This is a genomic window from Pseudomonas sp. 51_B, assembly GCF_017491595.1.
GTDB lineage: Bacteria > Pseudomonadota > Gammaproteobacteria > Pseudomonadales > Pseudomonadaceae > Aquipseudomonas > Aquipseudomonas promysalinigenes.
In genome coordinates, this window is the sequence record NZ_JAFGYW010000001.1 from 275,655 (window position 1) to 298,115 (window position 22,461).

The following is a 22,461-nucleotide window of genomic DNA, read 5'->3' on the forward strand; positions in this document are numbered from 1 at the left end:
GCAGGGTGGCGCTACTATCGCTTTCGAGGCGCGGCGCTGACATAAGACGAGTCTCAAAGCTGAGATCTGGGCTGCGAGGCAGGCGAGTTGCAGGGGGGGCTTTTTTGCACAAAGCGCAACGGCTTCATCGTTGGCCCAAACGCTGCGAATTATATTGTTCTGCGCGCCTGAGCCCGTGTAGCTGCTCAGAGGTGGGGATAATGACCGCCGGACTAATTGGGCTGAACTTTGCTGCTGCTCATGGCTTCCTCTGCATACCGAGCGCAGCAACGACTGACAACCCAAGGCTCGAATCACAGGGGAGAGAACATGATCGATCCAGCTACAGGCATGAAACCGGGTGAGCGTTACCGCGTCGATAACGTTGAGCGCGCCCATCAGTTTCCAGGCTTTTTCCAAGATGGAAAGTATTATCTAGGCCCCGAGCTTCTCACCGCCGTTGGATGGCTGGAGGGTACGCGCTTCATCTACGACAGCCTGGATGCCGAAGGTGAACCGGTGTTTCCAAACAGGGAGGCAGGGACAGTCGAGGGGCTGACATTGACCCTGGTCGATGGTACCGCGCTTGGACTCTCATTGGTCGAGCCCGACGAGCTGATAATGCCACTCGACAAGCCAATTGCCTCTGATTCAAAGCACGCTGCGGTCGATAAACCGAAGTGTGTCAGGGCACCTACGGCCGGCAAGTGGGTGGTACTCGGTGCGGCGGCGCTTGGGTTCTTGGCAGGATTGGTTATTGCCCGCGCCGGCCACGGAAAACACTGACACTCGGCACACGGTTATGGACGGCTCCCGCGCCCGAGGCTCGGTCCATAACCGGTGTTCAAGGGCTGGCTTGCCCCTACTGGGCATGGTTCAACGACTGGTACCAGTCTGCATATGGGGTAGATTCAGCCAGCTTGCGATTGTAATCCGGGCTGCCGTCGCCCCACCAAACCGCCCCCCTCTCGCCCAGGCCGACTTTGGCGGCGTTCACTCGCGACCGTGCAGACGCCAGCATGCCTTCGTCACCTGCGCGCTTGGCATTTTTGACATCACGGCGAGCATCCATTAAGTCATGTACGAGCCGTTGCCGCTCTGTCTCACTCAGGCTGGGATTGGTGCAGCGCCAGAGCCGCCCTTTTACCACGAAGTAGCGCCCATCGGGGGTCTTGGGGTACACAGATTCACCTTGTAAGGCTTGAGAAAATTCAAATCGAAAGAACACAAGTCGCGAATGCGCACAAGAAGCCGTAAACTCGCGATTTCAAGTGCTCTTTAGAAAGCGAAGCGGTGGCCAAGTTGGCGATCAAAGGGCGTGCAGCAGCCAGCTAAAGCTTGAAACGCACGTGAACACAGCTTTTGTCATCCTGGCGATCAACTGCCACCGCCGCACTGCCATATCCTGAATAGCTCTTGACCAGACGCATACCAAGCCCTGTTCCCGTGGGCTTGGGATAATGATCAGGAAAGCCGTCACCCTCATCGCGTACGGTGAGCAATGCATCGCCACCCATGTGCTTGACGATGACCTCGATCGAACCCTTGCCATATTTAAGCGCATTGGTGATCAACTCGGAGATCACCAATCCTAATGGGGCCATTCTTTCGGGCGGCAAGACAAAATCGTCCGCGTCCAGAGAAATGTGTCGGTCGGCCAACGCCTTGCCCAGATCACCCAACAAAGCGCCAAGGTACTGAGGGGCGCGCACATCTTGATCTTCGCTGGCCTGGTACAGGCGCTCGTGAACGCTGGCGATGGTAACCACGCGCCCTGCGGCAGTTTCGAGCTGCAACTTCACCGCCGTATCCGGCGTCAGGTTGGCTTGCAATAAAAGCAAGGTATTGACCAGGTGAAGGCTGTTTTTGACACGATGGTGTATTTCTTCCAAAACCAGGTCGCTGCGACTTTGCCTGTTATTCTGAGCCTCAATGAGCGAAAGCAGTTGTGCTTCGTAGAGATGCCGCTCAGTGATATCCCGTGATACGGCGATGACACGCTCGACCTTGCCGTCTGGACCGAGGATCGGCGCAACGGTGACATCCCAAAACTTAGGTTCATCGGGAGCGATGGGGCAACTCGCTTCAAAGCGCACGGTTTCCCCGGCGCAGACTTTGGCCACCGCCTCCCCCGCAATCGATCGCGAAGCCTCGGGCCATAGGTCATACCAAGGCTGGCCTTTGACGCTGGCCAGGTCAGTATTCATAAACTTAAGCCCGGCTTCGTTCATGAACTCGATCTCGCCGTTCGCGGTGAGGATCTCCACCCAATCTGGGCTCGCATTCAAGATAGTTTCGGAGTAAGGATCGGGAACTGGCACGTCTATGCCTGCCGATATGCGTTCGACAGCCATGGAGATTACGTTGGAGATGCCTTCAAGGAATACCAGGTCGCTTTCGACGAAGTCATCCCCGTTGCTACTGTCTGCTTCGAGTACGCCGAACGGGCTCAGCACACCTCGGATCGGCACGTTTATAGCCCGTTCAATCCCATACTTCTTCAGCAAATCCGGTGTGCGAAAGCGACTTTCCATCCCCAAATGATTCGAGAGCACTGGCCGATAAGTCGCCAACGCATAACCGGCAGGGCTTGCCGCATCCGCACCCACGGTCGCTTGCCCGATGTCATCAGCATCCCAGCCAACGCCGTGAGTCAGAACAAAGCCGTCCTCATCCGCCGGTTGCAGCACTTTGGAGAAGCGAGTGCTCATACCTTCAGCCACCACTTCACAAGCATGGGTCAACAATTGGTCCAAGTCTGTAACTTTCAAAGACATGACACCGAACTCGACCACCAGCTCATGTTGACGGTGCAAGCGCGCATGAGTCTTCTGCAAGGCCGCTCGGATGGTTTCGTCCACGGGTTGCTGCATAGTATTTCCTACTCAATCAACGGGGAACGCGCAAAACCGTTCCCAGCAAGAAAGCGGTTCGCTTGCCACTCCCTAAGATAGCCGGTAATCCGTCAAGCCGCATTGCACTGGATAAGGCCTTGGATCAACGGACCCAGGCGTTCGCACTCACACCCGCTGGAGCGCTTGTGCCTTGGATTTCTATCGCTTGTGGGCTTCGTACCACGCCAGCAGCGGCTGTACGCTCAAACCATGCACCAGAATACTCAAGGCCACCACGCAGAGAACCAAGTTGATACTTTGCCCAGCCAGCGCTGGCGGCAGCCCATGATTCATGGCGTAGAACAGGTAATAGAAGCTCCCGATGCCGCGGATACCGAACCAACCCAAAAGCCCTCGCTGCCGAAGCGTCAACACACCTGGCCGCGGGAACAGCAAGACACTCACTGGCCGGATTACCACAAACAACGCAGCGGCGAGCGGCACTGCTCGCCAGTCCCAATGTTCGATGAGCACCACGCCGAGCATCGTGACAAGAAACACCTCCATTGCTCGCTCGATCAAGCTCCCGAACGCCAACATGTCACCCAACATGATCCCTGCCGCCACCTGCGAGTCAGCGAGCGCTTGCACATCCCCTTTCAACGCACGCTCCGGCGCCGCATGCTGATGCCCTACCACAGGCTGGACAAGATGCTCGGCCGCTGGGTCTTCTGGGTTACTGGAAGTCTGAACTTCGGCCTGGCGTAAACCCAGACCTGCCGCGAACACCGCAAGAAAACCATAAGCCTGAATAATCTCGGCGCTCACGTAAGCCAGTGCGATCAATGCTAGCGCCAGATAATCATTGGGCGATACGGTGCAGTCATCGTTGCGCAAACGTAAGTACAGGGTAAGCTTGCCCAGCCCACGGCCCATGAAGTAGCCAAGTAACAACCCTGCAGGCACGGCCCAGAGCATATCCTTGACCAACCACTCACTGAACCACGGCTGCCCGGATGGCTGTTGTAGGAACAAGCCAAGCATCACGAAGGGAAAGGCCACACCATCGTTGAGCCCAGCCTCACCAGAGAGGCTGAAACGCACCGGATCACCATCCTGGGCATCGGCGACCTGCACCAAGGTGGCAAGCACCGGGTCGGTGGGTGCGAGAATCGCCCCGATCAGAAGCGACCCACCCCAGCCCAGTTCAAAGCCGTAATGCAGCAACAGCGTTACACCCGCGATGCAACTGAGCATCACCGGCCCTGCCAAATAAAACGCGCTCCACCATCTGCGGTCGCGCAACGGCAGGCGCAGCTTCAAGCCGTTGAAGAACAGAGAAAACAACACTGCAACTTCGGTGAGATGCTCCATCCAGCCACTGGATTCGCTCAAGTCAATCTGAAGCAGGCCCAGCCCGGAGGTGCCCAAAAACATGCCAAGTCCCAGACACACGAGTGATGATGTTACAGGGACCCAGCGCAAATACGATGAAGAGAGCGCCAGCAGCAGCAATACTGCGCCCAGCATGGCGAACCAGACAATGAACGTCATCTGAGCAGAGGCCTTCAGAGATTCATGCAATCATTTTCCAAGCGCAAGCCGCACATCTCGCGCGGCGAAACCTGCCGGGCTCAGTTATTAACCCAACACGCTTAGCGTTTGAGCCTATCGCTGTTTCGAGCCGTTTTCTGCGCCGTGGAATCATGAGCAGTGCCGGTGGACCCATCAGGGCGGTGAGCATCGTTGTCGCGCTCCTGCTCACCTTGGGTGTTGGTTTGCGAAGTTTCTTTTTGCGTTTCGCTACCCTTGTTCATAGGGTTCTCCTCAACGTTGTCTATGAGTAAAGGCAGTCAGGCAGCGGCCAAAGTTCAGGGCAATTGCATCCGTGGAGATAGGCGGCGACCAAGGTGAAGTCCCCTATTACGCCCACTACCCATCAAGTAAGCTGTGGACGTGATAGCCCTCTGCTCACTAGCCCATTCACAAAGGGTCGATGTTCACGGCGCCAATATGGGCATTGGCGACTGCGCGCGTAATCCTTATCTGTCTGCTTTGTAGCCATTGCACCTACAAGTACAGCGCATTGCCGTGACCGCGCGCGATGCCGACCATGTCCTCATCGCCAGGCACACCGCCACCGCAACGAGGAATCCCAGAATGGCCAGAAATACCGACAACTGCGCCGATCTGTAGTGACCGAACACAACCGCCCCCAGCACGACGACACTGCCCACCGACGCTTCGGCGCCATTACGGCCCCACAAGCGGCGGCGCCGTTGGCTTGCTGAGCGCCAAGTTCATCCGTGCAACCGCGAAGAATTTCATCAAACGAGAAGAGGAAACTGCATGACTACTTTTCGATACGGCGACCGCTCCCAGGCGGTTCGGCACCTGCAGCGCAAGCTCAACGACAGAGGCGCCCAGCTGATCGCCGACGGCGTATTCGGCGATGCCACCGAAGCCGCGGTGAGGGCCTACCAGGTCAAGGCCGGTCTGGTCGGCGATGGTATCGCCGGGCCGAAAACCTTGGCTGGCCTGCAGGGGCTGGACACCGGGAAACTCCTCAAGCACGCGGACCTGCTGCAGGCATCACTGCGCCTGGGGGTGGCTGTGGCGGCGGTGTACGCGCTCAATGAGGTCGAATCCAAAGGGTTCGGTTTCCTGAGCAACGGCAAGCCAGTCATCCTTTTCGAGCGGCACGTCATGTACGAGCGCTTGCAACTGCCGCGCACGCCTGCCGACGACCAGCAGCAGCTGATACGGCGCACTTTGTTGCTTGCCAAGCAGGCGCCCACTCTGGTCAACCCGAAGGCCGGCGGTTACATCGGCGGAACCGCCGAGCATCAGCGTCTGGCCCAGGCTTGTCGGCTGGATGAACTGGCGGCGCTGGAGTCTGCGAGCTGGGGCGCGTTTCAAGTCATGGGGTACCACTGGCAGCGCCTGAATTACTTGAGCATCCACGACTTCGTGGCGGCGATGAACCGCAGCGAAGCGGACCACCTTGAGGCCTTCGTCCGCTACATCGAGGCCGACGCCGACCTGCTCAAGGCCTTGAAGGCACAGCAGTGGGCGACGGTCGCCAGGCTGTACAACGGTCCCGACTACCAGCGTAACCTGTACGACGTGAAGCTTGAGCGTGCCTTCGAGCGCCACCAGAACCTTGCTCTGGTAGCCGCGTGATGGACCTGCGCAACAGCTTGCTAGGAGCGGCGTTGGCCGCAGCCACCACGGTTGGCGCGTGGGGGTGGTGGCAACGGACTCAACTGTTGGTGGAGCAGAAAAACGCCGAGGGTCTGACGCAGCAGCTAGCAACCGCCGAGACCGAAGCCCGCCGCAACCGCGCCACCGCCACAGCGCTGCAATCTACCCTGGAGCACGAACGCCAAGTGCAGGCGCAGCTGCGCAAACTCCAGAGTACCCTGCGCACCGGCCTGGCCGAGCGCGAGCGCCTGATAGAGAGCCTCAAGCATGACAACGAAACACTGCGAAACTGGGCTGATCAGCCTTTACCTGATGCTGCTCGCCGGCTGCGCGAGCGCCCCGCTATCACCGGAGCCGACGCTTATCGTCAGTGGTTGTCCAGTGGTAGTGCCGTGCCAACTGCCGGCGACCACGCCGGGAACGAACGGCCATCTGCTCAGTGACCAGGAACGCACGGAACTAGCTTGGGCCGAGTGCGCGGCTCAGGTGGACAGCGTGTACCAATATCAGGTGAACCACCAACCCCGATAGCCTGAGCGAGGAACTGATGAAGAAAGTGCCCGGCCTCAAGATAAACCCCGCCCGGCTGCGGCGTGGTTGGTCGATCATAAAGGTGAAGAAAATCCCCTGAGTTCAAGCGCGGAGCTGCCTGCCTGGTGCTCGATCAAGGCTACAGCCATGCCGAAGCGGCCCGTTCGCTCGGCTTGGTCGAATCGGCCCTACGCGGATGGGTTAATCAACTTCAGCAGGAGTGTGGCGGCGTTATGCCGGCCAGCAAAGCGTTGACACCAGAGCAGCAAAAAATCCAAGAGTTGGAAGTCCGGATCAGGCGGTTGAACGCGAGAAATCGATACTAAAAAGGCTACCGCGCTCTTGATGTCGGAAGATCTCGAGCGTACGCGCTGATCCGCCAGCTCAGCGACCATGAGCCCGTTGATTGTTTGTGCGAAGTGTTCGAAGGCACTCGCTCTAGTTACTACGCACATCGTCACAAAAGGCGAACTCTGGACGGTGAATGACTACGGTCGCGTAGTCGAGTGAATGGGTTGTTCACGCGAGGTCGAAGTGCGCCCGGCAGCCGTACCATCATGGCAATGATGCAAGAAGAGGGTGAGCAAATCGGGCGGTTCAAGGTACGCAGCCTGATGCGAGAGCTGGCGTTGATCAGCAAGCAGCCAGGATCACATGCGTACAAAAAGGCCACCGTGGAGCGGCCAGATATACCGAACACCTTGAACCGAGCGTTTGATGTCGAAGCTCCAAATCAGGTCTGGTGTGGGGACATCACTTACGTCTAGGCACAGGGCAAATGGCACTATCTGGCAGTCGTCCTGGATCTCTATGCACGCAGAGTGGTTGGCTGGGCCTTATCAGAAAAGCCGGATGGAGACCTGGTGGTCAAAGCGCTGCACGTCGCCTACGAACAACGTGGAAAGCCTCAAGGACTCCTGTTCCACTCTGACCAGGGATCGCAATATGGCAGCCGTCAGTTCCGCCAGAGACTGTGGCGCTACCGCATGCGCCAGAGCATGAGCCGCCGAGGCAACTGTTGGGATAATGCACCGATGGAGCGAGTCTTCCGCAGCTCGAAATCAGAGTGGATACCGATCAGGGCTACCTGACCGGGCAGCAAGCTCAACGAGACATTGGCCAATACCTGATGGGCCACTACAACTGGATCCGGCCTCATCAGTTCAACGATGGGCTGGCTCCAGCGAAAGCAGAAGAAAAACTCAAAACCGTGTCCGGGATGAGTTGACCACTACACCAGGACGAAGACAGCGGAATGACGGAAGAAAACCGCTGAGCAAATAGCCAGGGCGATGGGCACATGTCTCGAATCACGCCCCTTAACGACGTTTATAGACTGCAGCTTAGAGGCCAGGATTGCTCATCACCCAACATCACGGATGTGCCCATCATGACTGTTACATCGCCCAGCGTTAGCGCCCCTACCCAGTTCATTGATCTAAGCGACCGCCGCCTGGCTTATCGAACCATCGGCAGCGGCCAGCCGCTCGTCCTGCTTGTTCGCTATCGCGGCACCATGGACGACTGGGATCCACTGTTTCTGGACAACCTTGCTGAGCTCGGCTTCCAGGTCACCATTTTTGACTACAGCGGATTGGGCCTATCAGGCGGCTACCCCAGCTACAATCCCGGGTCACTTGCGAAAGATGCTATCGAACTCATTCACGCGCTGCAGCTTGGCAAAGTGGTCATCGGCGGGTGGTCACTTGGCGGCATAGCCGCTCAGGTTGTAATCGCCCAAGCTCCACAACTGGTAAGCCATGCCGTGCTGATTGGCACTACTCCCCCTGGGCACCTTGTAAAACCCGGCGAAGCGCTGTTCTACGAGATGGCTCGTCGAGAAAATGACTTCGAAGATTTCGTAAGCTTATTCTTCGAGCCGGGCTCTGGGGATAGCCGAGCCACGGCTGAGAACGCCTGGGCGCGGCTTTCATTACGGACTCAAGAACGTGGCCCTAAGGTTCCTGTTCAGTGGGCAGCCCAGCAACTCGGCGAAGGCCCAAAGAATCCGGTTTTTCCAGTTGAAGCGGTACTGAACGCACTGAAAACCACCACGATCCCTGTGCTTCACCTGGGCGCTGATCACGACATCGTCTTCCCGGTTGAAAACTGGTATGCCCTCAGCCGTCAGCTTCCCACGTTGACGCTAGTGAGCTTCGCCAGTGCAGGTCACGGCCCACATATGCAGTACCCGCAGGCGGCGGCTCGCCATATAGCCGCTTTTACGTCGGTTTAACGCAGAAGTTGGGGCCACCAGTGTGGCCCCATTAAGCAGACACCACACGCCGAGCATCCCTTCGCACTGCCTGGGGCGGGACGCCATAACCACGAATGAAGACCTCTCGCATATGCCGGCGATCCCTGAATCCGGTTTCCTTCGCCACAACATCCAGGCTATGACGGCTCTGCTCGATCATCAAGCGGGCTGCCTCCAGGCGCAGGCTCTCCACAGCCTTGGCGGGTGATTGACCGGTCTCGGCAGTGAATACGCGAGTAAACTGGCGGGGGCTCAAATGCACTGCTTCTGCGAGCTCCTCAACGCTCAATGGTCGGCTCAAATTCTTCCGTGCGTAATCGAGGGCTGCCTGAATCCGATCTGATTTCGGAGACAGTGTCAGCAGCTCGGAATGTTGGGATTGCCCACCGGAGCGGCGCTGATGCATCACCAACTTTCTTGCCACCGACCTGGCCATCTCGGTGCCGAGATCTTTCTCCACCATGCCCAATGCCATATCCAGGGCGGCAGTCATGCCCGCAGACGTCCAGATCTGCCCATCCACGATGAATATGCGGTCTTCCTCGACTTCGATATTCGGGTGCAACTCACGGAGCTTCTTTGCGTAGGCCCAGTGGGTCGTAGCTCGGCGGTTATCAAGCACGCCGGCCTGGGCCAGGACGAAGCAGCCGGTGCAGAGGCCTGCGGTGCGTCTAGCGCTGTCGACAAAGCCCCGCACGCTTGCCAGCACTTGATCGCTCGGCGGCGTCAGGGGGGTCAATGTGCCAGTGATCATCCAGGTGTCGGCCAGACCGGGAGCCCCCAGCGGCAGCGTGTCCATGTACATCCCCAAGGAAGAACGCACCGTGCCGCCCTCGATGGAAAAATTCTGAATCTTGTAGACCGCTTCACCAGCGACGATGTTCGCGAACTCGAACACAGCCTGTGTCGCCAGCGACATAATCTGGAAACCTTCGGTGATCAAATAGCCGACCCTGTGCATAGTTAAGCCCAATTCGTTGATGTCCTAAAAACGTATCATATGCGTCGTTTAAGACGAAATCGACCTTCTGCATCATGGCTTCACACCAAACAACGGAGCATGACCATGACGCAGCATCACAAGGGCACTGCCCTCATCACCGGCGCCTCCACCGGCATCGGTTCCATCTACGCTGAACGCTTGGCTCGACGGGGTTATGACCTTGTACTGGTAGCTCGCAATCGTGAAAGGCTTAACACTCTGGCCAGCCGGCTGACCACGGAAACCCGCCAGAACGTGGAAGTGTTTCCGGCAGATTTGGCTGACGCGACCGATCTGGCCAAGGTCGAACGCAAGCTGCGTGGAGACGCCAGCATCAGCCTGCTGGTGAACAACGCTGGCATCGGCACCCATACCCGCTTGCTGGAAAGTGACGTCGAGCGCATGGTCGAGATGATCACCCTCAACGTCACCGCCCTCACTCGCCTCACCTATGCAGCTATTCCAGGGTTTGTGGCTCGCAAACAAGGCGCCGTGATCAACATCTCCTCCATCGTCAGCCTGGCTCCAGAATTGCTGAACGGCGTGTACGGCGGGAGCAAGGCTTATGTCACCGCTTTTACTCAGTCTCTGTACAAGGAACTGGCGGACAGCGGCATCCAGGTGCAGGCGGTGCTACCAGGGGCCACCGCGACGGACTTCTGGCAGATCGGTGGTTTGCCGGTCGAGAACCTCGATCCAGGCATCGTTATGTCGGCTCAGGATCTGGTGGACGGCGCTCTGCAGGATTTCGATGACCAGGTACTGATCTCCATTCCCTCAATGCACGATCTGCAAGCCTTCGAACGCTACGAAGCCAGCCGGCAAGCCCTGTTCAGCCAGCTGTCCAGCAACCAGCTGGCCCCGCGTTACAACGCCAACTGCTAATCAAAGGAATCGGATCATGAAGCCCAGCGAAAACACTATCTTCATCACAGGTGGTACTTCAGGCATTGGCCGCGCCCTGGCCGAGGCATTCCATCAACGTGGCAACAAAGTGATCGTTGCAGGGCGTCGTCAGGCACTGCTGAATGAGATCGCCCAGGCCAATCCCGGTATCGATACCGTGCGCCTGGACATTAACGATCCGCAGCAGATCAAACAGGTGGCTCAGGAGGTGATCCGCCGTTATCCGGAATTGAACGTGATCATCAACAATGCCGGGATCATGCCTTTCGACAACCCGGCTTCCGGAGACTACGACGACGAACAGGCGGTGAGCCTGCTGCAGACCAACCTGCTGGGCCCAGTACGCGTCAGCGCTGCCTTCGTGGAGCATCTCAAGGGTCAAGCGGACGCCTACATTATCAATAACAGTTCGGTGCTGGCCTACCTGCCGCTGGCAGCCACTGCCCTCTATTCGGCGACCAAGGCAGCCATTCACTCCTACTCGCTGTCGCAGCGGTTCAGTTTGCGTGGCACCAGCGTCAAGGTATTGGAAATCGCGCCGCCTTGGGTTGACACCGACCTCATTCACAAGAGCGGTGATAAACGCGCCATGCCGCTGAATGACTTCATTCAAGAAACGCTGGCCAAGCTCGAATCGGCCACTACTGAAGTGCTGGTGGATCGCGTCCTCCCGCTGCGCGCCAACCAGGGAGCGAATGAGCACAAACTGATTCATCAGTTCAACCAGTCGCTGGTCGATAACCCGATACCCGTTGCCTGAAGCCGAACCCGAACCTATTCCGAGGAACTGAACATGACGCGTATTCAAGCTCTGTCGCTCGACCAGGCCCCTTCCGCTGCCCGTACCTCCCTCCAGGGCGTTGAGAAAGGCCTGGGCTTCATCCCGAATGCTTTTGCCACCCTCGCCCATTCGCCAGCGGCGCTCAGTGGCTACTTGGCACTGTCGCAAGCGCTGAACAAGAACAGCTTGACCCCCGCCGAACGTGAGATCGCAGCGCTGGCCGCCTCCGAGGTCAATGGCTGCGACTACTGCGTTGCCGCACACAGCTTCTTTGGCAGCAAGGTTGGCCTCGATCCCGATGACCTGCTGGCTGCACGTGCCGGCACGCTTGATGGCGTGGCTGCACTGGCCAGGGCGATAACCTTGAGCCGGGGCCAGCTCAGCGATGCGCAGTTGGCAGCCGCTCGTGAGGCAGGCCTGGACGATGCCAAGATCGTGGATGTGATCGCCCAAATTTCTCTGCTCACCTTGACCAACTACCTGAACAACGTGGCCATGACAGAGATAGATTTCCCTCCTGGCAAATGATGGTTGAGTGGAGCGAGCCCGCTTGGTCTCAGACGCTCAACAAAATTTACACTCCAAGTGAGAAAGTCTTTATTTATCCAGGCTATTTGTTGAGTGAATCGAAGCGAATAGCCTACACCCACTCAGCGAATGTAAGAGGTAAAGCCAATGAGGGCAGTCTTTTACACCCTATCCGGTTTGCCTAAGCGTCATTAACCAAAATCGCATCGCCTTCCTCGTCGAACATCACAGCAAGCCGTCGCGCACTCTTCATCTCAGCTATTTGAGAGAAAAAAGCAGCGCTCGCAGAGGTGCAGCTCGTACTCTTGGCCGTAGCTCAGCTTGCAGCGCCTAATTGCAAGGAGCCTGCCCCTGACGGGCCAGTAACAAGCGAATGCGTGTACGCATGATTAGATCGCTCCAGATTTAATCTGTGGAGCTTCCCGCTTGAGCACGCAACCTGCTACCGGCTACTACGATTCACTGCTTCACGCTCCATCTTTCTCCAGCGAACCACTCGGCAAGCGCCAAGCTGAGTGTTGGAAACGCCTAGTGGATGACATCCACAAATCCACAACAGAGCAAGACCTGCGCGAGGCCTGAGGGACGGCGGAGGTTTACATCATTGGCCTAATGGAATGTGGTCATTTACCACCAGATGGCGAACGCGACTACGTCATTCTCAGCTCGATTCATCGCCGTCAGGATTTCTTGCGTACACTCCTAGCGACGCTCAACTGATCCGCATATTCGACCTTTCAGGCGCCCGCAAAGGCGCCTGGCTCGCGCTCCGAGGATGCGTCAGGTGAGTCAGCGGTTGCGATCAGTGCTCGAAGACTCTTCCGGCCCGATCCGCGCTTGAAGGAAGTCAGAACAAAATTTCCTGCTTTTGTAACGACCACCCAGAAACGCCCGGCTCTAATCAACGAGAAGATCGGCGTGGTCGTAAGCAAATATGCCCCTGTGCGCTTCTCAATAAACCCTGGAACAATTTGACCAACCACGACCCCGACTGCGCAATCGTTCGAAATTTCAACGTCGCTCAGATAAGCAGTGATCGGCACAGGATACTGCTGACCCATCGCTTGTATGATGCGCGTAAGCCGACATCCCGAAACGACCGTGTCGACCGCGTTATGGGTATGGCCGAAAATCCAGGCATCAGCCTGCGCGACCTTTTCATTCGGGTAGTGATGCGTGACGACGACGGTCTTGCCTCCAAAATCCTTAGCCAACTCCGTAGCCAGAAAGTCCCGCGCACAAATGTTGCGAGCGATGAGATCGACAGGGCGAAGCTTTCTAAAGCCCTCGCCGATTCGGATCTGGGTGAAGTCGCTCATCCACTCCCAGCACAACGACATCGCCACGCGGTAATCCCCTGTCGAAGTAAAATCTGACCACGCCGTCGTCGCTAGAAATCTGACATCACCAACGACCAGTGTCTGGTTATCCAGAACATGAACATGCCCAGCTGCCGCCTGTTGCATCTTCATCAGCGTGCGGTCTAGGTGGCCGCGGGAGAACTCGTGATTCCCAGGGACGGCCGACTGCACACTTGATCGACGCGTGTGATCGTAGCTGTCAGAGGCCGAAATACGAGCAACAAAAAAGGGCTCCAGATTTCTCTGAGCCCTTTATTTACTGCGATTTGGCGGGGAACCAGGGATTCGAACCCTGGGAACGCTCTCACGTTCGCCGGTTTTCAAGACCGGTGCATTCAACCACTCTGCCAATTCCCCGGATGCATCTGGAATACTGACTGAAGCATGCAGCTGGGATTGGCCTTGGATAAGAACTCTAGGATAGTTGCCCATCGACGGTTTTCAAGACCGTTGCCTTAAACCACTCGGCCACGCTTCCAACTTGTTTGCGGGCGCCATAATACCGTAATGAAACACGCTGTCAAACTCTCTGTGTCGCGGGTTGCGGGGCGTCTGTTAGACTGCTCGCATCTGTAACGTCCATAACCACGGATTCCATAAGGAGTGTCGCCATGCGCGAACAGGATTACGCCGTACACCACGGCCAGCAAGCCGAGCAGCAGGAGGTCAGCAAGGTCCTGCGCAACACGTACAGCCTGCTGGCACTCACCCTCGCGTTCAGCGGTGTCATGGCCTTCGTGGCCCAGCAAATGCGCGTCGGTTACCCGAACGTGTTCGTCGTGCTGATTGGCTTCTACGGTCTGTTCTTCCTCACCGCCAAACTGCGTGATTCGGTATGGGGCCTGGTATCCACCTTCGCCCTCACCGGTTTCATGGGCTTCATTCTCGGCCCAATCCTCAACCGTTACCTGGGTATGGCCGGCGGCGCCGAAGTGGTCAGCTCGGCATTCGCCATGACTGCGCTGGTGTTCGGTGGTTTGTCGGCTTACGTCCTGATCACCCGCAAAGACATGAGCTTCCTCAGCGGTTTCATCACCGCAGGCTTCTTTGTGCTGCTCGGCGCTGTCGTGGCCAGCTTCTTCTTCCAGATCAGCGGCCTGCAATTGGCGATCAGCGCTGGCTTCGTGCTGTTCTCGTCGGTCTGCATTCTGTTCCAGACCAGCGCGATCATTCACGGTGGTGAGCGTAACTACATCATGGCGACCATCAGCCTGTATGTTTCGATCTACAACCTATTCATCAGCCTGCTGCAATTGTTCGGCATCATGGGTCGTGACGACTGATTGACACCGCCTAAGAAAAGCCCGCTTCGGCGGGCTTTTCTTTTTGGAGTGCGGACGTCAGGCTGGCTACCTACTGAATTGCTGACTAAAAAGTCAGATCATCAAGCGGATAATCGCTGATCCTGTCGCCATCGTGGATGCCCCTACCGCAATCGCGCACCTCGCCGTAGAATGCGCTCCTTTTTCTTCCGGGGCGGCTTCAGCGATGAGCTCACACGAACACGGCCCAGGCGCGGCAGCGCCTGCCAATGAACTGGTACTGGGCCTGGAGGACAAGCCACGGCTGTTGATCGGCATGTTGGCCGCGCTGCAGCACCTGCTGGCGATCATCGTACCCATCGTCACCCCAGGCTTGCTGATCTGTCAGGCATTGGGCGTATCGGCCCGTGATACCAACCTTATTGTCTCCATGTCGCTGGTGATTTCCGGGATCGCCACGTTCATCCAGTGCAAGCGCTTTGGCCCGTTCGGTGCGGGGCTGCTGATCGTTCAGGGCACCAGCTTCAATTTCGTCGGGCCGCTGATAGCCGGTGGCACGCTGATGGTCAAGCAGGGCACACCAGTGGAAGGCGTGATGGCGGCTATTTTTGGCGTGGTGATTGCTGGCTCATTCGTTGAAATGGGCGTGTCACGCATCCTACCGTTCGTTAAACGGCTGATCACGCCTTTGGTAACCGGTATCGTTGTGCTCATGATTGGCCTGACCTTGATCAAGGTAGGCCTGATCAGCATGGGCGGCGGGTTTGGCGCAATGGCCAACGGTACTTTCGCCAACGGTGAAAACCTGCTGTTGTCGGGCGCCGTGCTGGCGGTGATCGTGATCCTAAACCGTATCCCGGTGGTGTGGATGCGCAGTTGCGCCATCGTCATAGCGCTGGCGGTCGGCTATGCCCTGGCCGGCTACCTCGGTCGCCTCGACTTCACCGGCATGCACGAAGCAGCGTTGTTCCAGGTGCCGACGCCACTGCACTTTGGCCTGAGTTTTTCCTGGGCGCTGTTCATTCCCATGCTGGTGATCTACTTGGTCACTTCACTGGAAGCGATCGGCGATGTCACCGCCACCAGCAAGGTTTCCCGCCAGCCCGTCGAAGGCCCATTATGGATGTCCCGCATCAAGGGCGGCGTGCTGGTGAACGGCGCCAACTCACTACTGGCCGGCCTGTTCAACACCTTCCCCAGTTCGATTTTCGCTCAAAATAACGGCGTAATTCAGCTGACCGGAATCGCCAGCCGCCACATTGGAATCTGGATTGCCGTAATGCTAGTAGTGCTGGGCCTGTTCCCAAGCGTGGCAGGTGTGATTCAGGCGGTGCCGGAGCCAGTGCTTGGCGGCGCCGCCATGGTGATGTTCGGGGCAGTTGCCGCATCGGGTATCAACATCCTGGCCAGCACCCGCCTGGACCGTCGAGCTTTGCTGATCATTGCGGTGTCGCTGGCCCTGGGCCTTGGGGTGGCGCAGGTGCCGGAGTTTCTGGCGCACATGCCAGCGGCTGTGCGCAACGTACTGGAGTCAGGCGTTGCGACCGGGGGTATCTGCGCCCTGTTGCTGAACTGGTTCCTGCCGCAGAGCAACGATAACGCCTGATCCACGCCAGCCCAATCGACAAAGCCTGCGCCCACTTGCGCGGGCTTTTTGCTTTATCATGGCGGCATTATTCAGCATGAGTTGCCCATGAAATTCGCTATCGCGGTTTTTTCCCCTGCCCATGCGCCCTCCTCGCGCCGCGCCCTGCGTTTTGCCGAGGCGGCGCTGGCTGGCGGGCATGAAATTGCCCGGCTGTTCTTTTATCAGGACGGCGTGCACAACGCTTCGTCCAACGTGGTCGTGCCTCAGGATGAGCAGGATATCGCCGGCCAGTGGCGTACCTTCGTCGAAAACAACCGTCTTGACGCGGTAGTGTGCATCGCTGCCGCCCTGCGCCGTGGCGTGCTCGACGAAGCCGAGGCCAGCCGCTACCAGCGCCCGGCAGTAAACCTGCACCAGCCGTGGGAGCTATCGGGCCTCGGCCAGCTGCATGAAGCCGCGCAAAACGCCGACCGTCTGGTCTGCTTCGGAGGTGACTGAAATGGCCAAGTCCATGTTGATCATCAGCCGGCAGGCACCTTGGAGCGGCCCATCCGCGCGCGAAGCGCTGGACATTGCCCTGGCTGGCGGGGCATTCGACTTGCCGTTGGCCATGTTGTTTCTTGATGACGGGGTATTGCAACTGATGCCCGCTCAACAGCCAGCGGCCGTTCAGCAGAAGAACCTCGCCGCCAACCTTCAGGCACTGCCGATGTTTGGCGTCGAGCAATTGTACGCCTGCCAGCACAGCCTCGCCCGCCGCGGCCTAAGCGCAGATGGCTTGGAGCTGTCGGTACAGGCATTGGACGATGACGAATTAAAAGCCTTGATTGCCCGTTTTGACCAGGTGGTGACGCTTTGATGGCAACCCTGCATGTTCTATCGCATTCTCCTTTCGGCGACGAGCGCCTGAACAGCTGCTTGCGCTTGTTGGGCGCTGATGACGGCGTGCTCCTGTGCGGCGATGCGGTCTATGGCCTGCGCGAGGGCAGCGACGCTTACCGCCAGTTGCAGGCTGCTAACCTGCCAGACCGACTGTTTGCCCTCGAAGAGGACATGCAAGCCCGTGGCGTCAGCAGCACCTTGGCCCAGGCGGTGGATTACCCAGCCTTCGTTGAACTGTCGCTGCAATTTTACAAGGTCAATAGTTGGCTATGAGCACCCTGAACGTTGGCGAACGCAATATCGCCTTGGACAAGGAAGGCTTTTTGGTCGACCTGCAAGACTGGTCGCGCCCTGTGGCCGAGGTCCTGGCCGAGCGCGAGGGCATTGCTCTGACCGCCGATCATTGGGAGATACTGGATTTACTACGCCTGTTCTACGACGAATACCAACTGTCGCCGGCTACTCGCCCATTGATCAAATACGCCGCGCTCAAGCTGGGCGCTGAAAAAGGCAATAGCCCGCATCTTAACCGCCTATTCAACGGCACCCCTGCCAAACTGGCTGCCAAGCTGGCAGGCCTGCCCAAGCCGACCAATTGCATATGACCGATCTGCGCCCTCTGACTCTGGAAACACCGGCTGAACACCCCTTCGCCGAATTCGTGCGCATACTCGGCAAAGGCAAACGTGGCGCCCGCGGGCTGACTCGCGAAGAAGCTCGGGCCGCCATGACATTGCTGCTCGAAGGAAAAGTCGAAGACACTCAGCTGGGTGCCTTTCTGATGCTGCTGCGCCACAAGGAAGAAAGCGCCGAAGAGCTTGCCGGCTTCACCGAGGCCCTGCGTGCTCAATTGCAGGCGCCGCGCATTGCCGTTGATATCGACTGGCCTACCTATGCGGGCAAAAAGCGTCACTTGCCTTGGTACCTGCTCAGTGCCAAGTGCCTGGCAACCAATGGCGTGCGTATTTTGATGCATGGTGGCGGTGCGCATACTGCCGGGCGCATGTACACCGAACAGCTACTGGCATTGCTCAAGATCCCGCTGTGCCGCGACTGGGCTGCCGTCAACCAGGCCTTGGACCAGCAGCACCTTGCCTTTGCGCCCTTGCACGACTGGGCCCCGCAGTTGCAGCGGATGATCGATCTGCGTAACACCCTGGGCCTGCGCTCGCCCATTCATTCCCTGGCCCGCGTGCTGAACCCGCTGAACGCCCGCTGCGGCCTGCAGAGCATCTTCCACCCCGGTTATCAGGCAGTGCACCGTGAGGCGAGCCGTCTGCTTGGAGATCATGCCATAGTGATCAAAGGCGACGGCGGCGAAATCGAGGTCAATCCTGACGTCATCAGCCATCTTTACGGTGCACGTGACGGCCAGGCTTGGGACGAGGAATGGCCAGCGCTGAGTGAACGCCGCCATGTCAAACCGCCAAGCCTGCAGCCTGAGCACCTGCTCGCTGTTTGGCGCGGTGAAGCTCAGGACAGCTACGGTGAAATGGCCGTGGTCGCGACAATGGCTTTAGCCTTGCGTGGCCTTGGGGAAAATCGCGAGCAGGCTTTCGCAACCGCCCACAGCTATTGGGCCGCACGGAACCAATCGAAAAACTAGATACTAACCTGGCAGTATTTGCGCTAGTTGTTCGAACGACTTTCCCTAGACTGAGCTCCAACGACAAACAGTACTGTTTCCGAGGAGCTCATCATGGGCCTTTTGATCGACGGCCACTGGCAGGACCAGTGGTATGACAATGGCAAAGACGGCACCTTCAAACGCGAGAGTGCTCAGCGCCGCAACGCCCTGCCCGCCCCTGAAGCCGGTCGCTACCACCTGTATGTTTCGCTGGCCTGCCCCTGGGCACACCGTACGCTCATCGTTCGCGCCCTGAAAGGCCTGGAACCGTTGATCGACGTATCAGTGGTCAGTTGGCTTATGCTCGACCATGGCTGGACTTTCGACCAGCAGCAAGGCTCAAGCGGCGACCACCTCGACGGCCTTCAGTACCTGCACCAGCGCTATACCCAAGACGACCCACACTATACTGGCCGCGTCACCGTGCCCGTACTGTGGGACAAAAAGGAAAAGCGCATCGTCAACAACGAGTCGGCGGAGATCATCCGCATATTCAACAGTGCATTTAACGAGCTGACCGGCAACAGACTGGACCTGTATCCCGAGCCATTGCGCCCGGCCATCGAAGCGCTAAATGAACGCATCTACCCGGCAATCAACAACGGCGTGTACCGCGCAGGCTTTGCCACCACACAAGACGCCTACGAGACGGCATTCGATGACGTGTTCAACGAACTGGACCATCTCGAAGCATTACTCGGTCGAAACCGCTACCTGGCGGGCGAGTACCTGACCGAAGCCGATGTACGCCTTTTCACCACCCTGGTGCGTTTCGATGCTGTGTATCACGGGCACTTCAAGTGCAACTTGCGCCGCTTGAGCGACTACCACAATCTGTCAAACTGGCTGCGTGAGCTGTATCAGTGGCCGGGTGTGGCAGGGACGGTGAACATGGAGCATATCCAGAAGCACTATTACATGAGCCACAAGACCATCAACCCCAATGGCATCGTGCCTAAAGGCCCATTGCAAGACTTTGGCCTCCCCCATGATCGGGAGCAGATGATGGGCAAGGGCATCTGGCAGCGTTGAGACAAAGGGGCTGCCGGGCAGCCCCAACGTGCTTAGCTGTTCTGTGCACCTTCAAACCACGCCAGCTTCTCGCGCAGTTGTACCACTTCACCAACGATCACCAGAGTCGGCGCATGCACCTCGTGCTGCGCCACCAATTGCGGTAGATCAGCCAGGGTGCCGGTGAACACCCGTTGATTGCGAGTCGTCCCTTGTTGCACCAGCGCAGCTGGGGTACTAGCGGCCCTTCCATGGCGTATCAGCTCGGCGCAAATGGTGGGCAACCCAACCAACCCCATGTAGAACACCAGCGTCTGAGCCGGGGCTACCAGATCATTCCACGGCAAGTTGCTGGTGCCGTCCTTGAGGTGGCCGGTGACAAAACGCACCGACTGAGCATGGTCGCGGTGAGTCAGCGGAATGCCGCCATAAGCGGAGCAACCGCTTGCGGCGGTGATACCTGGCACCACCTGGAACGGGATGCCGTGTTCCGCCAACTCCTCGATTTCTTCGCCGCCCCGGCCAAATATGAACGGATCGCCACCTTTGAGGCGCAGAACGCGTTTGCCCTGTTGGGCAAGATCGACCAGCAGGCGGTTTATCTGCTCCTGGGGCACGGAGTGGTCGGCGCGGCGCTTGCCCACATAAATACGCTCGGCATCGCGTCGGCACATGTCGATGATGGCTGGGGCCACCAGCCGGTCATACAGCACCACGTCGGCCTGCTGCATCAGGCGCAGGGCACGGAAGGTCAGCAAGTCCGGGTCGCCCGGCCCTGCTCCCACCAGGTACACTTCCCCGCCTTGCTGCACGGGCGCACCCTCCACCATCGCTTGCAGCAGACGCTCAGCTTCGGCGCCCTGCCCGGCCAGTTGACGCTCGGCAATTGGCCCCTGGAATACGGTTTCCCAGAAGCCACGACGCTGATTCACGTCTGGATACAAGGTTTTCACCTTGTGCCGGAAGCGCGCAGCCAGCCCGGCCAATTCGCCGTAGGCAGCCGGGATCCAGGCTTCCAGCTTGGCGCGAATCAACCGCGCCAACACGGGCGCATCGCCGCCGCTGGAAACTGCGATCACCAAGGGTGAGCGGTCGACGATAGCCGGGAAGATCACCGTGCACAGGGCCGGGGCATCCACCACGTTGACCGGCAGGCTCACCGCCTGCGCATCGGCCGACACCTGGGCGTTGAGCGCTGCGTCATCGGTAGCCGCGATCACCAGCCGACATCCGACCAAGTCGGCCGCCAGATAACCGCGCACCAACACCTCACCGCCACCTTCCCGCGCCAATGCAGCCAACTGACCATCGACATCCGGCGCCACTACGCGCAGCACCGCACCGGCGTCGGCCAGCAGACGCGCTTTACGTAAGGCTATCTCACCCCCGCCGACGACCAACACTCGGCCGCCCTGCAGTTTGTGGAACAGCGGCAGGTATTCCATTTAGCGGATGACCTCAACGCCGCCCATATAGGGCTTGAGCACATCCGGTACGCGAATCGAGCCGTCAGCCTGCTGATAATTTTCCAGTACCGCCACCAACGTACGCCCTACGGCCAAGCCGGAACCGTTGAGGGTATGCACCAGCTCAGGCTTGCCGGTTTCCGGGTTGCGCCAGCGGGCTTGCATGCGGCGGGCCTGGAAATCACCGCAGTTGGAGCAGGAGCTGATTTCGCGGTATTTGCCTTGGCTAGGCACCCACACCTCGAGGTCGTAGGTCTTGACTGCACCAAAGCCCATGTCGCCGGTGCACAGCGCCAGTACGCGGTATGGCAGCTCAAGCAACTGCAGCACGCGCTCGGCGTTGGCGGTAAGGCCTTCAAGAGCCTCCATGGACTTGGACGGCTCCACCACCTGCACCATCTCGACCTTATCGAACTGGTGCTGGCGAATCATGCCGCGCGTATCACGGCCCGAGGCGCCGGCTTCGCTACGGAAGCATGGGGTGTGAGCGACAAGCTTCAACGGCAGCTGCTTGGCATCGAGAATCTGCTCCGCGACCAGATTGGTCAGCGACACTTCGGCGGTGGGGATCAGGTAGAAGTCAGCTTCACCTTCGCGGGTGATCTTGAACAGATCTTCCTCGAACTTCGGCAACTGGCCGGTGCCCTGCAGGGCCGGGGCCTGTACCAGGTAGGGCGTGTAGTGCTCTTCGTAGCCGTGCTCGCCGGTGTGCAGGTTGATCATGAACTGAGCCAGCGCGCGATGCAGGCGCGCAATCGGCCCACGCAGTACGGCAAAACGCGCGCCGGACAGCTTGGCCGCAGCCTCGAAGTCAAGGCCCCCACTGATTTCGCCCAAAGCCACGTGGTCTTTGATGTCGAAATCGAATACTGCTGGGGTACCCCAACGGCGCACCTCAACGTTATCGTCTTCGCTGGCACCGACCGGCACACTGGCGTCCGGCAGGTTCGGAATGGTCAGCAAAATGCTGTCCAGCTCGGCCTGAATACCGTCCAATTCGGTTTTACCGGCAGCCAGTTCATTGGCCATGCGCTCGACATCAGCCATCAGCGGAGCAATGTCTTCACCCTTGGCCTTGGCTTGGCCGATCGACTTGGAACGGGCATTACGCTCGGCCTGCAGCTGCTCGGTGCGGGTCTGCACCGCCTTGCGGCGCTCTTCCAGTGATTCGATGCGCGCGACATCCAGGCTGAAGCCACGGGAGGCCAGGCGATCTGCCACTTCCTGAAGTTGGCCGCGTAACAGTTTGGAATCGAGCATAT

The 22,461-nt window shown here is 58.6% G+C and carries 21 protein-coding genes, 1 tRNA gene and 4 pseudogenes; 17 read left to right on the forward strand and 9 right to left on the reverse strand.

The window, feature by feature from the left end:
* Nucleotides 1–309: 309 nt before the first annotated feature.
* A pseudogene (locus tag J5M56_RS01295) lies at nt 310–717 on the forward strand (short-chain dehydrogenase); the annotation flags it as partial.
* Between the two features lie 124 nt (nt 718–841).
* Here J5M56_RS01295 and J5M56_RS01300 read toward each other — a convergent pair.
* The 4 genes from J5M56_RS01300 to J5M56_RS01315 all read right to left on the reverse strand — a co-directional run bounded on the left by J5M56_RS01300 (nt 842) and on the right by J5M56_RS01315 (nt 4,630).
* Nucleotides 842–1,162 carry a hypothetical protein gene (locus J5M56_RS01300; protein WP_060480462.1) on the reverse strand — a complete coding sequence of 107 codons (321 nt, stop codon included), beginning with the start codon at nt 1,160–1,162 and terminating at the stop codon, nt 842–844.
* A 148-nt stretch (nt 1,163–1,310) separates the two neighbouring features.
* A complete protein-coding gene (locus tag J5M56_RS01305) occupies nt 1,311–2,852 on the reverse strand; it encodes a PAS domain-containing protein (RefSeq protein ID WP_207869196.1) in 1,542 nt (513 codons plus the stop codon).
* 180 nt (nt 2,853–3,032) lie between these two features.
* On the reverse strand, nt 3,033–4,367 hold the full coding sequence (locus J5M56_RS01310; RefSeq protein ID WP_207869198.1) for a cation:proton antiporter: 1,335 nt from the start codon (nt 4,365–4,367) through the stop codon (nt 3,033–3,035).
* 101 nt (nt 4,368–4,468) lie between these two features.
* Nucleotides 4,469–4,630 (reverse strand): hypothetical protein, encoded by a 162-nt coding sequence (locus tag J5M56_RS01315; RefSeq protein WP_186476912.1) that lies wholly within the window; start codon nt 4,628–4,630, stop codon nt 4,469–4,471.
* Between the two features lie 532 nt (nt 4,631–5,162).
* On the opposite strand from J5M56_RS01315, the gene J5M56_RS01320 reads away from it, so the two are divergent.
* The 5 genes and pseudogenes from J5M56_RS01320 (at nt 5,163) to J5M56_RS01335 (ending at nt 8,784) form a co-directional block, all read left to right on the forward strand.
* On the forward strand, nt 5,163–5,996 hold the full coding sequence (locus tag J5M56_RS01320; protein ID WP_207869200.1) for an N-acetylmuramidase domain-containing protein: 834 nt from the start codon (nt 5,163–5,165) through the stop codon (nt 5,994–5,996).
* Nucleotides 5,996–6,364 (forward strand): annotated as a pseudogene (locus tag J5M56_RS01325) (LysB family phage lysis regulatory protein); the annotation flags it as partial. The gene J5M56_RS01320 and the pseudogene J5M56_RS01325, both read left to right, overlap by 1 nt.
* On the forward strand, nt 6,285–6,548 hold the full coding sequence (gene lysC / locus J5M56_RS26650) for an Rz1-like lysis system protein LysC (RefSeq protein WP_217872380.1): 264 nt from the start codon (nt 6,285–6,287) through the stop codon (nt 6,546–6,548). The pseudogene J5M56_RS01325 and the gene lysC, both read left to right, overlap by 80 nt.
* A gap of 122 nt (nt 6,549–6,670) precedes the next feature.
* A pseudogene (locus J5M56_RS01330) lies at nt 6,671–7,776 on the forward strand (IS3 family transposase).
* A 162-nt stretch (nt 7,777–7,938) separates the two neighbouring features.
* On the forward strand, nt 7,939–8,784 hold the full coding sequence (locus J5M56_RS01335; RefSeq protein WP_207869202.1) for an alpha/beta hydrolase: 846 nt from the start codon (nt 7,939–7,941) through the stop codon (nt 8,782–8,784).
* A 31-nt stretch (nt 8,785–8,815) separates the two neighbouring features.
* Here J5M56_RS01335 and J5M56_RS01340 read toward each other — a convergent pair whose 3' ends face one another.
* Nucleotides 8,816–9,766, reverse strand: a complete 951-nt coding sequence (locus tag J5M56_RS01340; protein WP_207869204.1) for a GlxA family transcriptional regulator — start codon at nt 9,764–9,766, stop codon at nt 8,816–8,818.
* A 105-nt stretch (nt 9,767–9,871) separates the two neighbouring features.
* On the opposite strand from J5M56_RS01340, the gene J5M56_RS01345 reads away from it, so the two are divergent.
* The 3 genes from J5M56_RS01345 to J5M56_RS01355 are packed head-to-tail and all read left to right on the forward strand — an operon-like array spanning nt 9,872 to nt 12,002.
* Nucleotides 9,872–10,672: an SDR family oxidoreductase gene (locus tag J5M56_RS01345; protein ID WP_207869206.1), complete on the forward strand. Its 801-nt coding sequence runs from the start codon at nt 9,872–9,874 to the stop codon at nt 10,670–10,672.
* 16 nt (nt 10,673–10,688) lie between these two features.
* Nucleotides 10,689–11,453 (forward strand): SDR family NAD(P)-dependent oxidoreductase, encoded by a 765-nt coding sequence (locus J5M56_RS01350; RefSeq protein WP_207869208.1) that lies wholly within the window; start codon nt 10,689–10,691, stop codon nt 11,451–11,453.
* A gap of 33 nt (nt 11,454–11,486) precedes the next feature.
* A complete protein-coding gene (locus J5M56_RS01355; RefSeq protein ID WP_207869211.1) occupies nt 11,487–12,002 on the forward strand; it encodes a carboxymuconolactone decarboxylase family protein in 516 nt (171 codons plus the stop codon).
* A 1,079-nt stretch (nt 12,003–13,081) separates the two neighbouring features.
* Here J5M56_RS01355 and J5M56_RS01360 read toward each other — a convergent pair.
* Nucleotides 13,082–13,474: pseudogene (locus tag J5M56_RS01360) on the reverse strand (serine/threonine protein phosphatase); the annotation flags it as partial.
* Nucleotides 13,475–13,630: 156 nt separating this feature from the next.
* Nucleotides 13,631–13,720 (reverse strand) — tRNA-Ser (locus J5M56_RS01365).
* Nucleotides 13,721–13,974: 254 nt separating this feature from the next.
* On the opposite strand from J5M56_RS01365, the gene J5M56_RS01370 reads away from it, so the two are divergent.
* The 8 genes from J5M56_RS01370 to J5M56_RS01405 all read left to right on the forward strand — a co-directional run bounded on the left by J5M56_RS01370 (nt 13,975) and on the right by J5M56_RS01405 (nt 19,754).
* Complete coding sequence (locus J5M56_RS01370) at nt 13,975–14,646, forward strand: Bax inhibitor-1/YccA family protein (RefSeq protein ID WP_027919754.1); 672 nt, start codon at nt 13,975–13,977, stop codon at nt 14,644–14,646.
* A gap of 205 nt (nt 14,647–14,851) precedes the next feature.
* On the forward strand, nt 14,852–16,231 hold the full coding sequence (locus J5M56_RS01375) for a uracil-xanthine permease family protein (RefSeq protein ID WP_207869213.1): 1,380 nt from the start codon (nt 14,852–14,854) through the stop codon (nt 16,229–16,231).
* An 87-nt stretch (nt 16,232–16,318) separates the two neighbouring features.
* Entirely contained in the window at nt 16,319–16,711 is a 393-nt protein-coding gene (gene tusD / locus J5M56_RS01380; protein ID WP_207869215.1) for a sulfurtransferase complex subunit TusD, read from the forward strand.
* A 1-nt stretch (nt 16,712) separates the two neighbouring features.
* On the forward strand, nt 16,713–17,072 hold the full coding sequence (gene tusC / locus J5M56_RS01385; RefSeq protein ID WP_186476883.1) for a sulfurtransferase complex subunit TusC: 360 nt from the start codon (nt 16,713–16,715) through the stop codon (nt 17,070–17,072).
* Entirely contained in the window at nt 17,072–17,368 is a 297-nt protein-coding gene (tusB, locus tag J5M56_RS01390; RefSeq protein WP_060477770.1) for a sulfurtransferase complex subunit TusB, read from the forward strand. Before tusC ends, tusB begins: the two co-directional genes overlap by 1 nt.
* Nucleotides 17,365–17,700 (forward strand): TusE/DsrC/DsvC family sulfur relay protein, encoded by a 336-nt coding sequence (locus J5M56_RS01395; protein ID WP_207869217.1) that lies wholly within the window; start codon nt 17,365–17,367, stop codon nt 17,698–17,700. The genes tusB and J5M56_RS01395 overlap by 4 nt, the downstream gene beginning before the upstream one ends.
* Nucleotides 17,697–18,701 carry a glycosyl transferase family protein gene (locus J5M56_RS01400; protein ID WP_207869219.1) on the forward strand — a complete coding sequence of 335 codons (1,005 nt, stop codon included), beginning with the start codon at nt 17,697–17,699 and terminating at the stop codon, nt 18,699–18,701. Before J5M56_RS01395 ends, J5M56_RS01400 begins: the two co-directional genes overlap by 4 nt.
* A 93-nt stretch (nt 18,702–18,794) precedes the next feature.
* On the forward strand, nt 18,795–19,754 hold the full coding sequence (locus tag J5M56_RS01405) for a glutathione S-transferase family protein (RefSeq protein WP_207869221.1): 960 nt from the start codon (nt 18,795–18,797) through the stop codon (nt 19,752–19,754).
* A gap of 32 nt (nt 19,755–19,786) precedes the next feature.
* Here the strand turns inward: J5M56_RS01405 and cysG are convergent, their stop codons facing one another.
* Both cysG and serS read right to left on the reverse strand, forming a co-directional pair.
* On the reverse strand, nt 19,787–21,178 hold the full coding sequence (cysG, locus tag J5M56_RS01410; protein WP_186476880.1) for a siroheme synthase CysG: 1,392 nt from the start codon (nt 21,176–21,178) through the stop codon (nt 19,787–19,789).
* Entirely contained in the window at nt 21,179–22,459 is a 1,281-nt protein-coding gene (serS, locus tag J5M56_RS01415) for a serine--tRNA ligase (protein ID WP_060477775.1), read from the reverse strand.
* Nucleotides 22,460–22,461 lie beyond the last annotated feature (2 nt).

Coding starts and splice junctions, on each gene's coding strand:
- J5M56_RS01305 (WP_207869196.1), bottom strand. CDS start 2,852: ATGCAGCAACCCGTGGACGAAACCATCCGAGCGGCCTTGCAGAAGACT.
- J5M56_RS01310 (WP_207869198.1), bottom strand. CDS start 4,367: ATGACGTTCATTGTCTGGTTCGCCATGCTGGGCGCAGTATTGCTGCTG.
- J5M56_RS01315 (WP_186476912.1), bottom strand. CDS start 4,630: ATGAACAAGGGTAGCGAAACGCAAAAAGAAACTTCGCAAACCAACACC.
- J5M56_RS01320 (WP_207869200.1), top strand. CDS start 5,163: ATGACTACTTTTCGATACGGCGACCGCTCCCAGGCGGTTCGGCACCTG.
- lysC (WP_217872380.1), top strand. CDS start 6,285: ATGACAACGAAACACTGCGAAACTGGGCTGATCAGCCTTTACCTGATG.
- J5M56_RS01335 (WP_207869202.1), top strand. CDS start 7,939: ATGACTGTTACATCGCCCAGCGTTAGCGCCCCTACCCAGTTCATTGAT.
- J5M56_RS01340 (WP_207869204.1), bottom strand. CDS start 9,766: ATGCACAGGGTCGGCTATTTGATCACCGAAGGTTTCCAGATTATGTCG.
- J5M56_RS01345 (WP_207869206.1), top strand. CDS start 9,872: ATGACGCAGCATCACAAGGGCACTGCCCTCATCACCGGCGCCTCCACC.
- J5M56_RS01350 (WP_207869208.1), top strand. CDS start 10,689: ATGAAGCCCAGCGAAAACACTATCTTCATCACAGGTGGTACTTCAGGC.
- J5M56_RS01355 (WP_207869211.1), top strand. CDS start 11,487: ATGACGCGTATTCAAGCTCTGTCGCTCGACCAGGCCCCTTCCGCTGCC.
- J5M56_RS01370 (WP_027919754.1), top strand. CDS start 13,975: ATGCGCGAACAGGATTACGCCGTACACCACGGCCAGCAAGCCGAGCAG.
- J5M56_RS01375 (WP_207869213.1), top strand. CDS start 14,852: ATGAGCTCACACGAACACGGCCCAGGCGCGGCAGCGCCTGCCAATGAA.
- tusD (WP_207869215.1), top strand. CDS start 16,319: ATGAAATTCGCTATCGCGGTTTTTTCCCCTGCCCATGCGCCCTCCTCG.
- tusC (WP_186476883.1), top strand. CDS start 16,713: ATGGCCAAGTCCATGTTGATCATCAGCCGGCAGGCACCTTGGAGCGGC.
- tusB (WP_060477770.1), top strand. CDS start 17,072: ATGGCAACCCTGCATGTTCTATCGCATTCTCCTTTCGGCGACGAGCGC.
- J5M56_RS01395 (WP_207869217.1), top strand. CDS start 17,365: ATGAGCACCCTGAACGTTGGCGAACGCAATATCGCCTTGGACAAGGAA.
- J5M56_RS01400 (WP_207869219.1), top strand. CDS start 17,697: ATGACCGATCTGCGCCCTCTGACTCTGGAAACACCGGCTGAACACCCC.
- J5M56_RS01405 (WP_207869221.1), top strand. CDS start 18,795: ATGGGCCTTTTGATCGACGGCCACTGGCAGGACCAGTGGTATGACAAT.
- cysG (WP_186476880.1), bottom strand. CDS start 21,178: ATGGAATACCTGCCGCTGTTCCACAAACTGCAGGGCGGCCGAGTGTTG.
- serS (WP_060477775.1), bottom strand. CDS start 22,459: ATGCTCGATTCCAAACTGTTACGCGGCCAACTTCAGGAAGTGGCAGAT.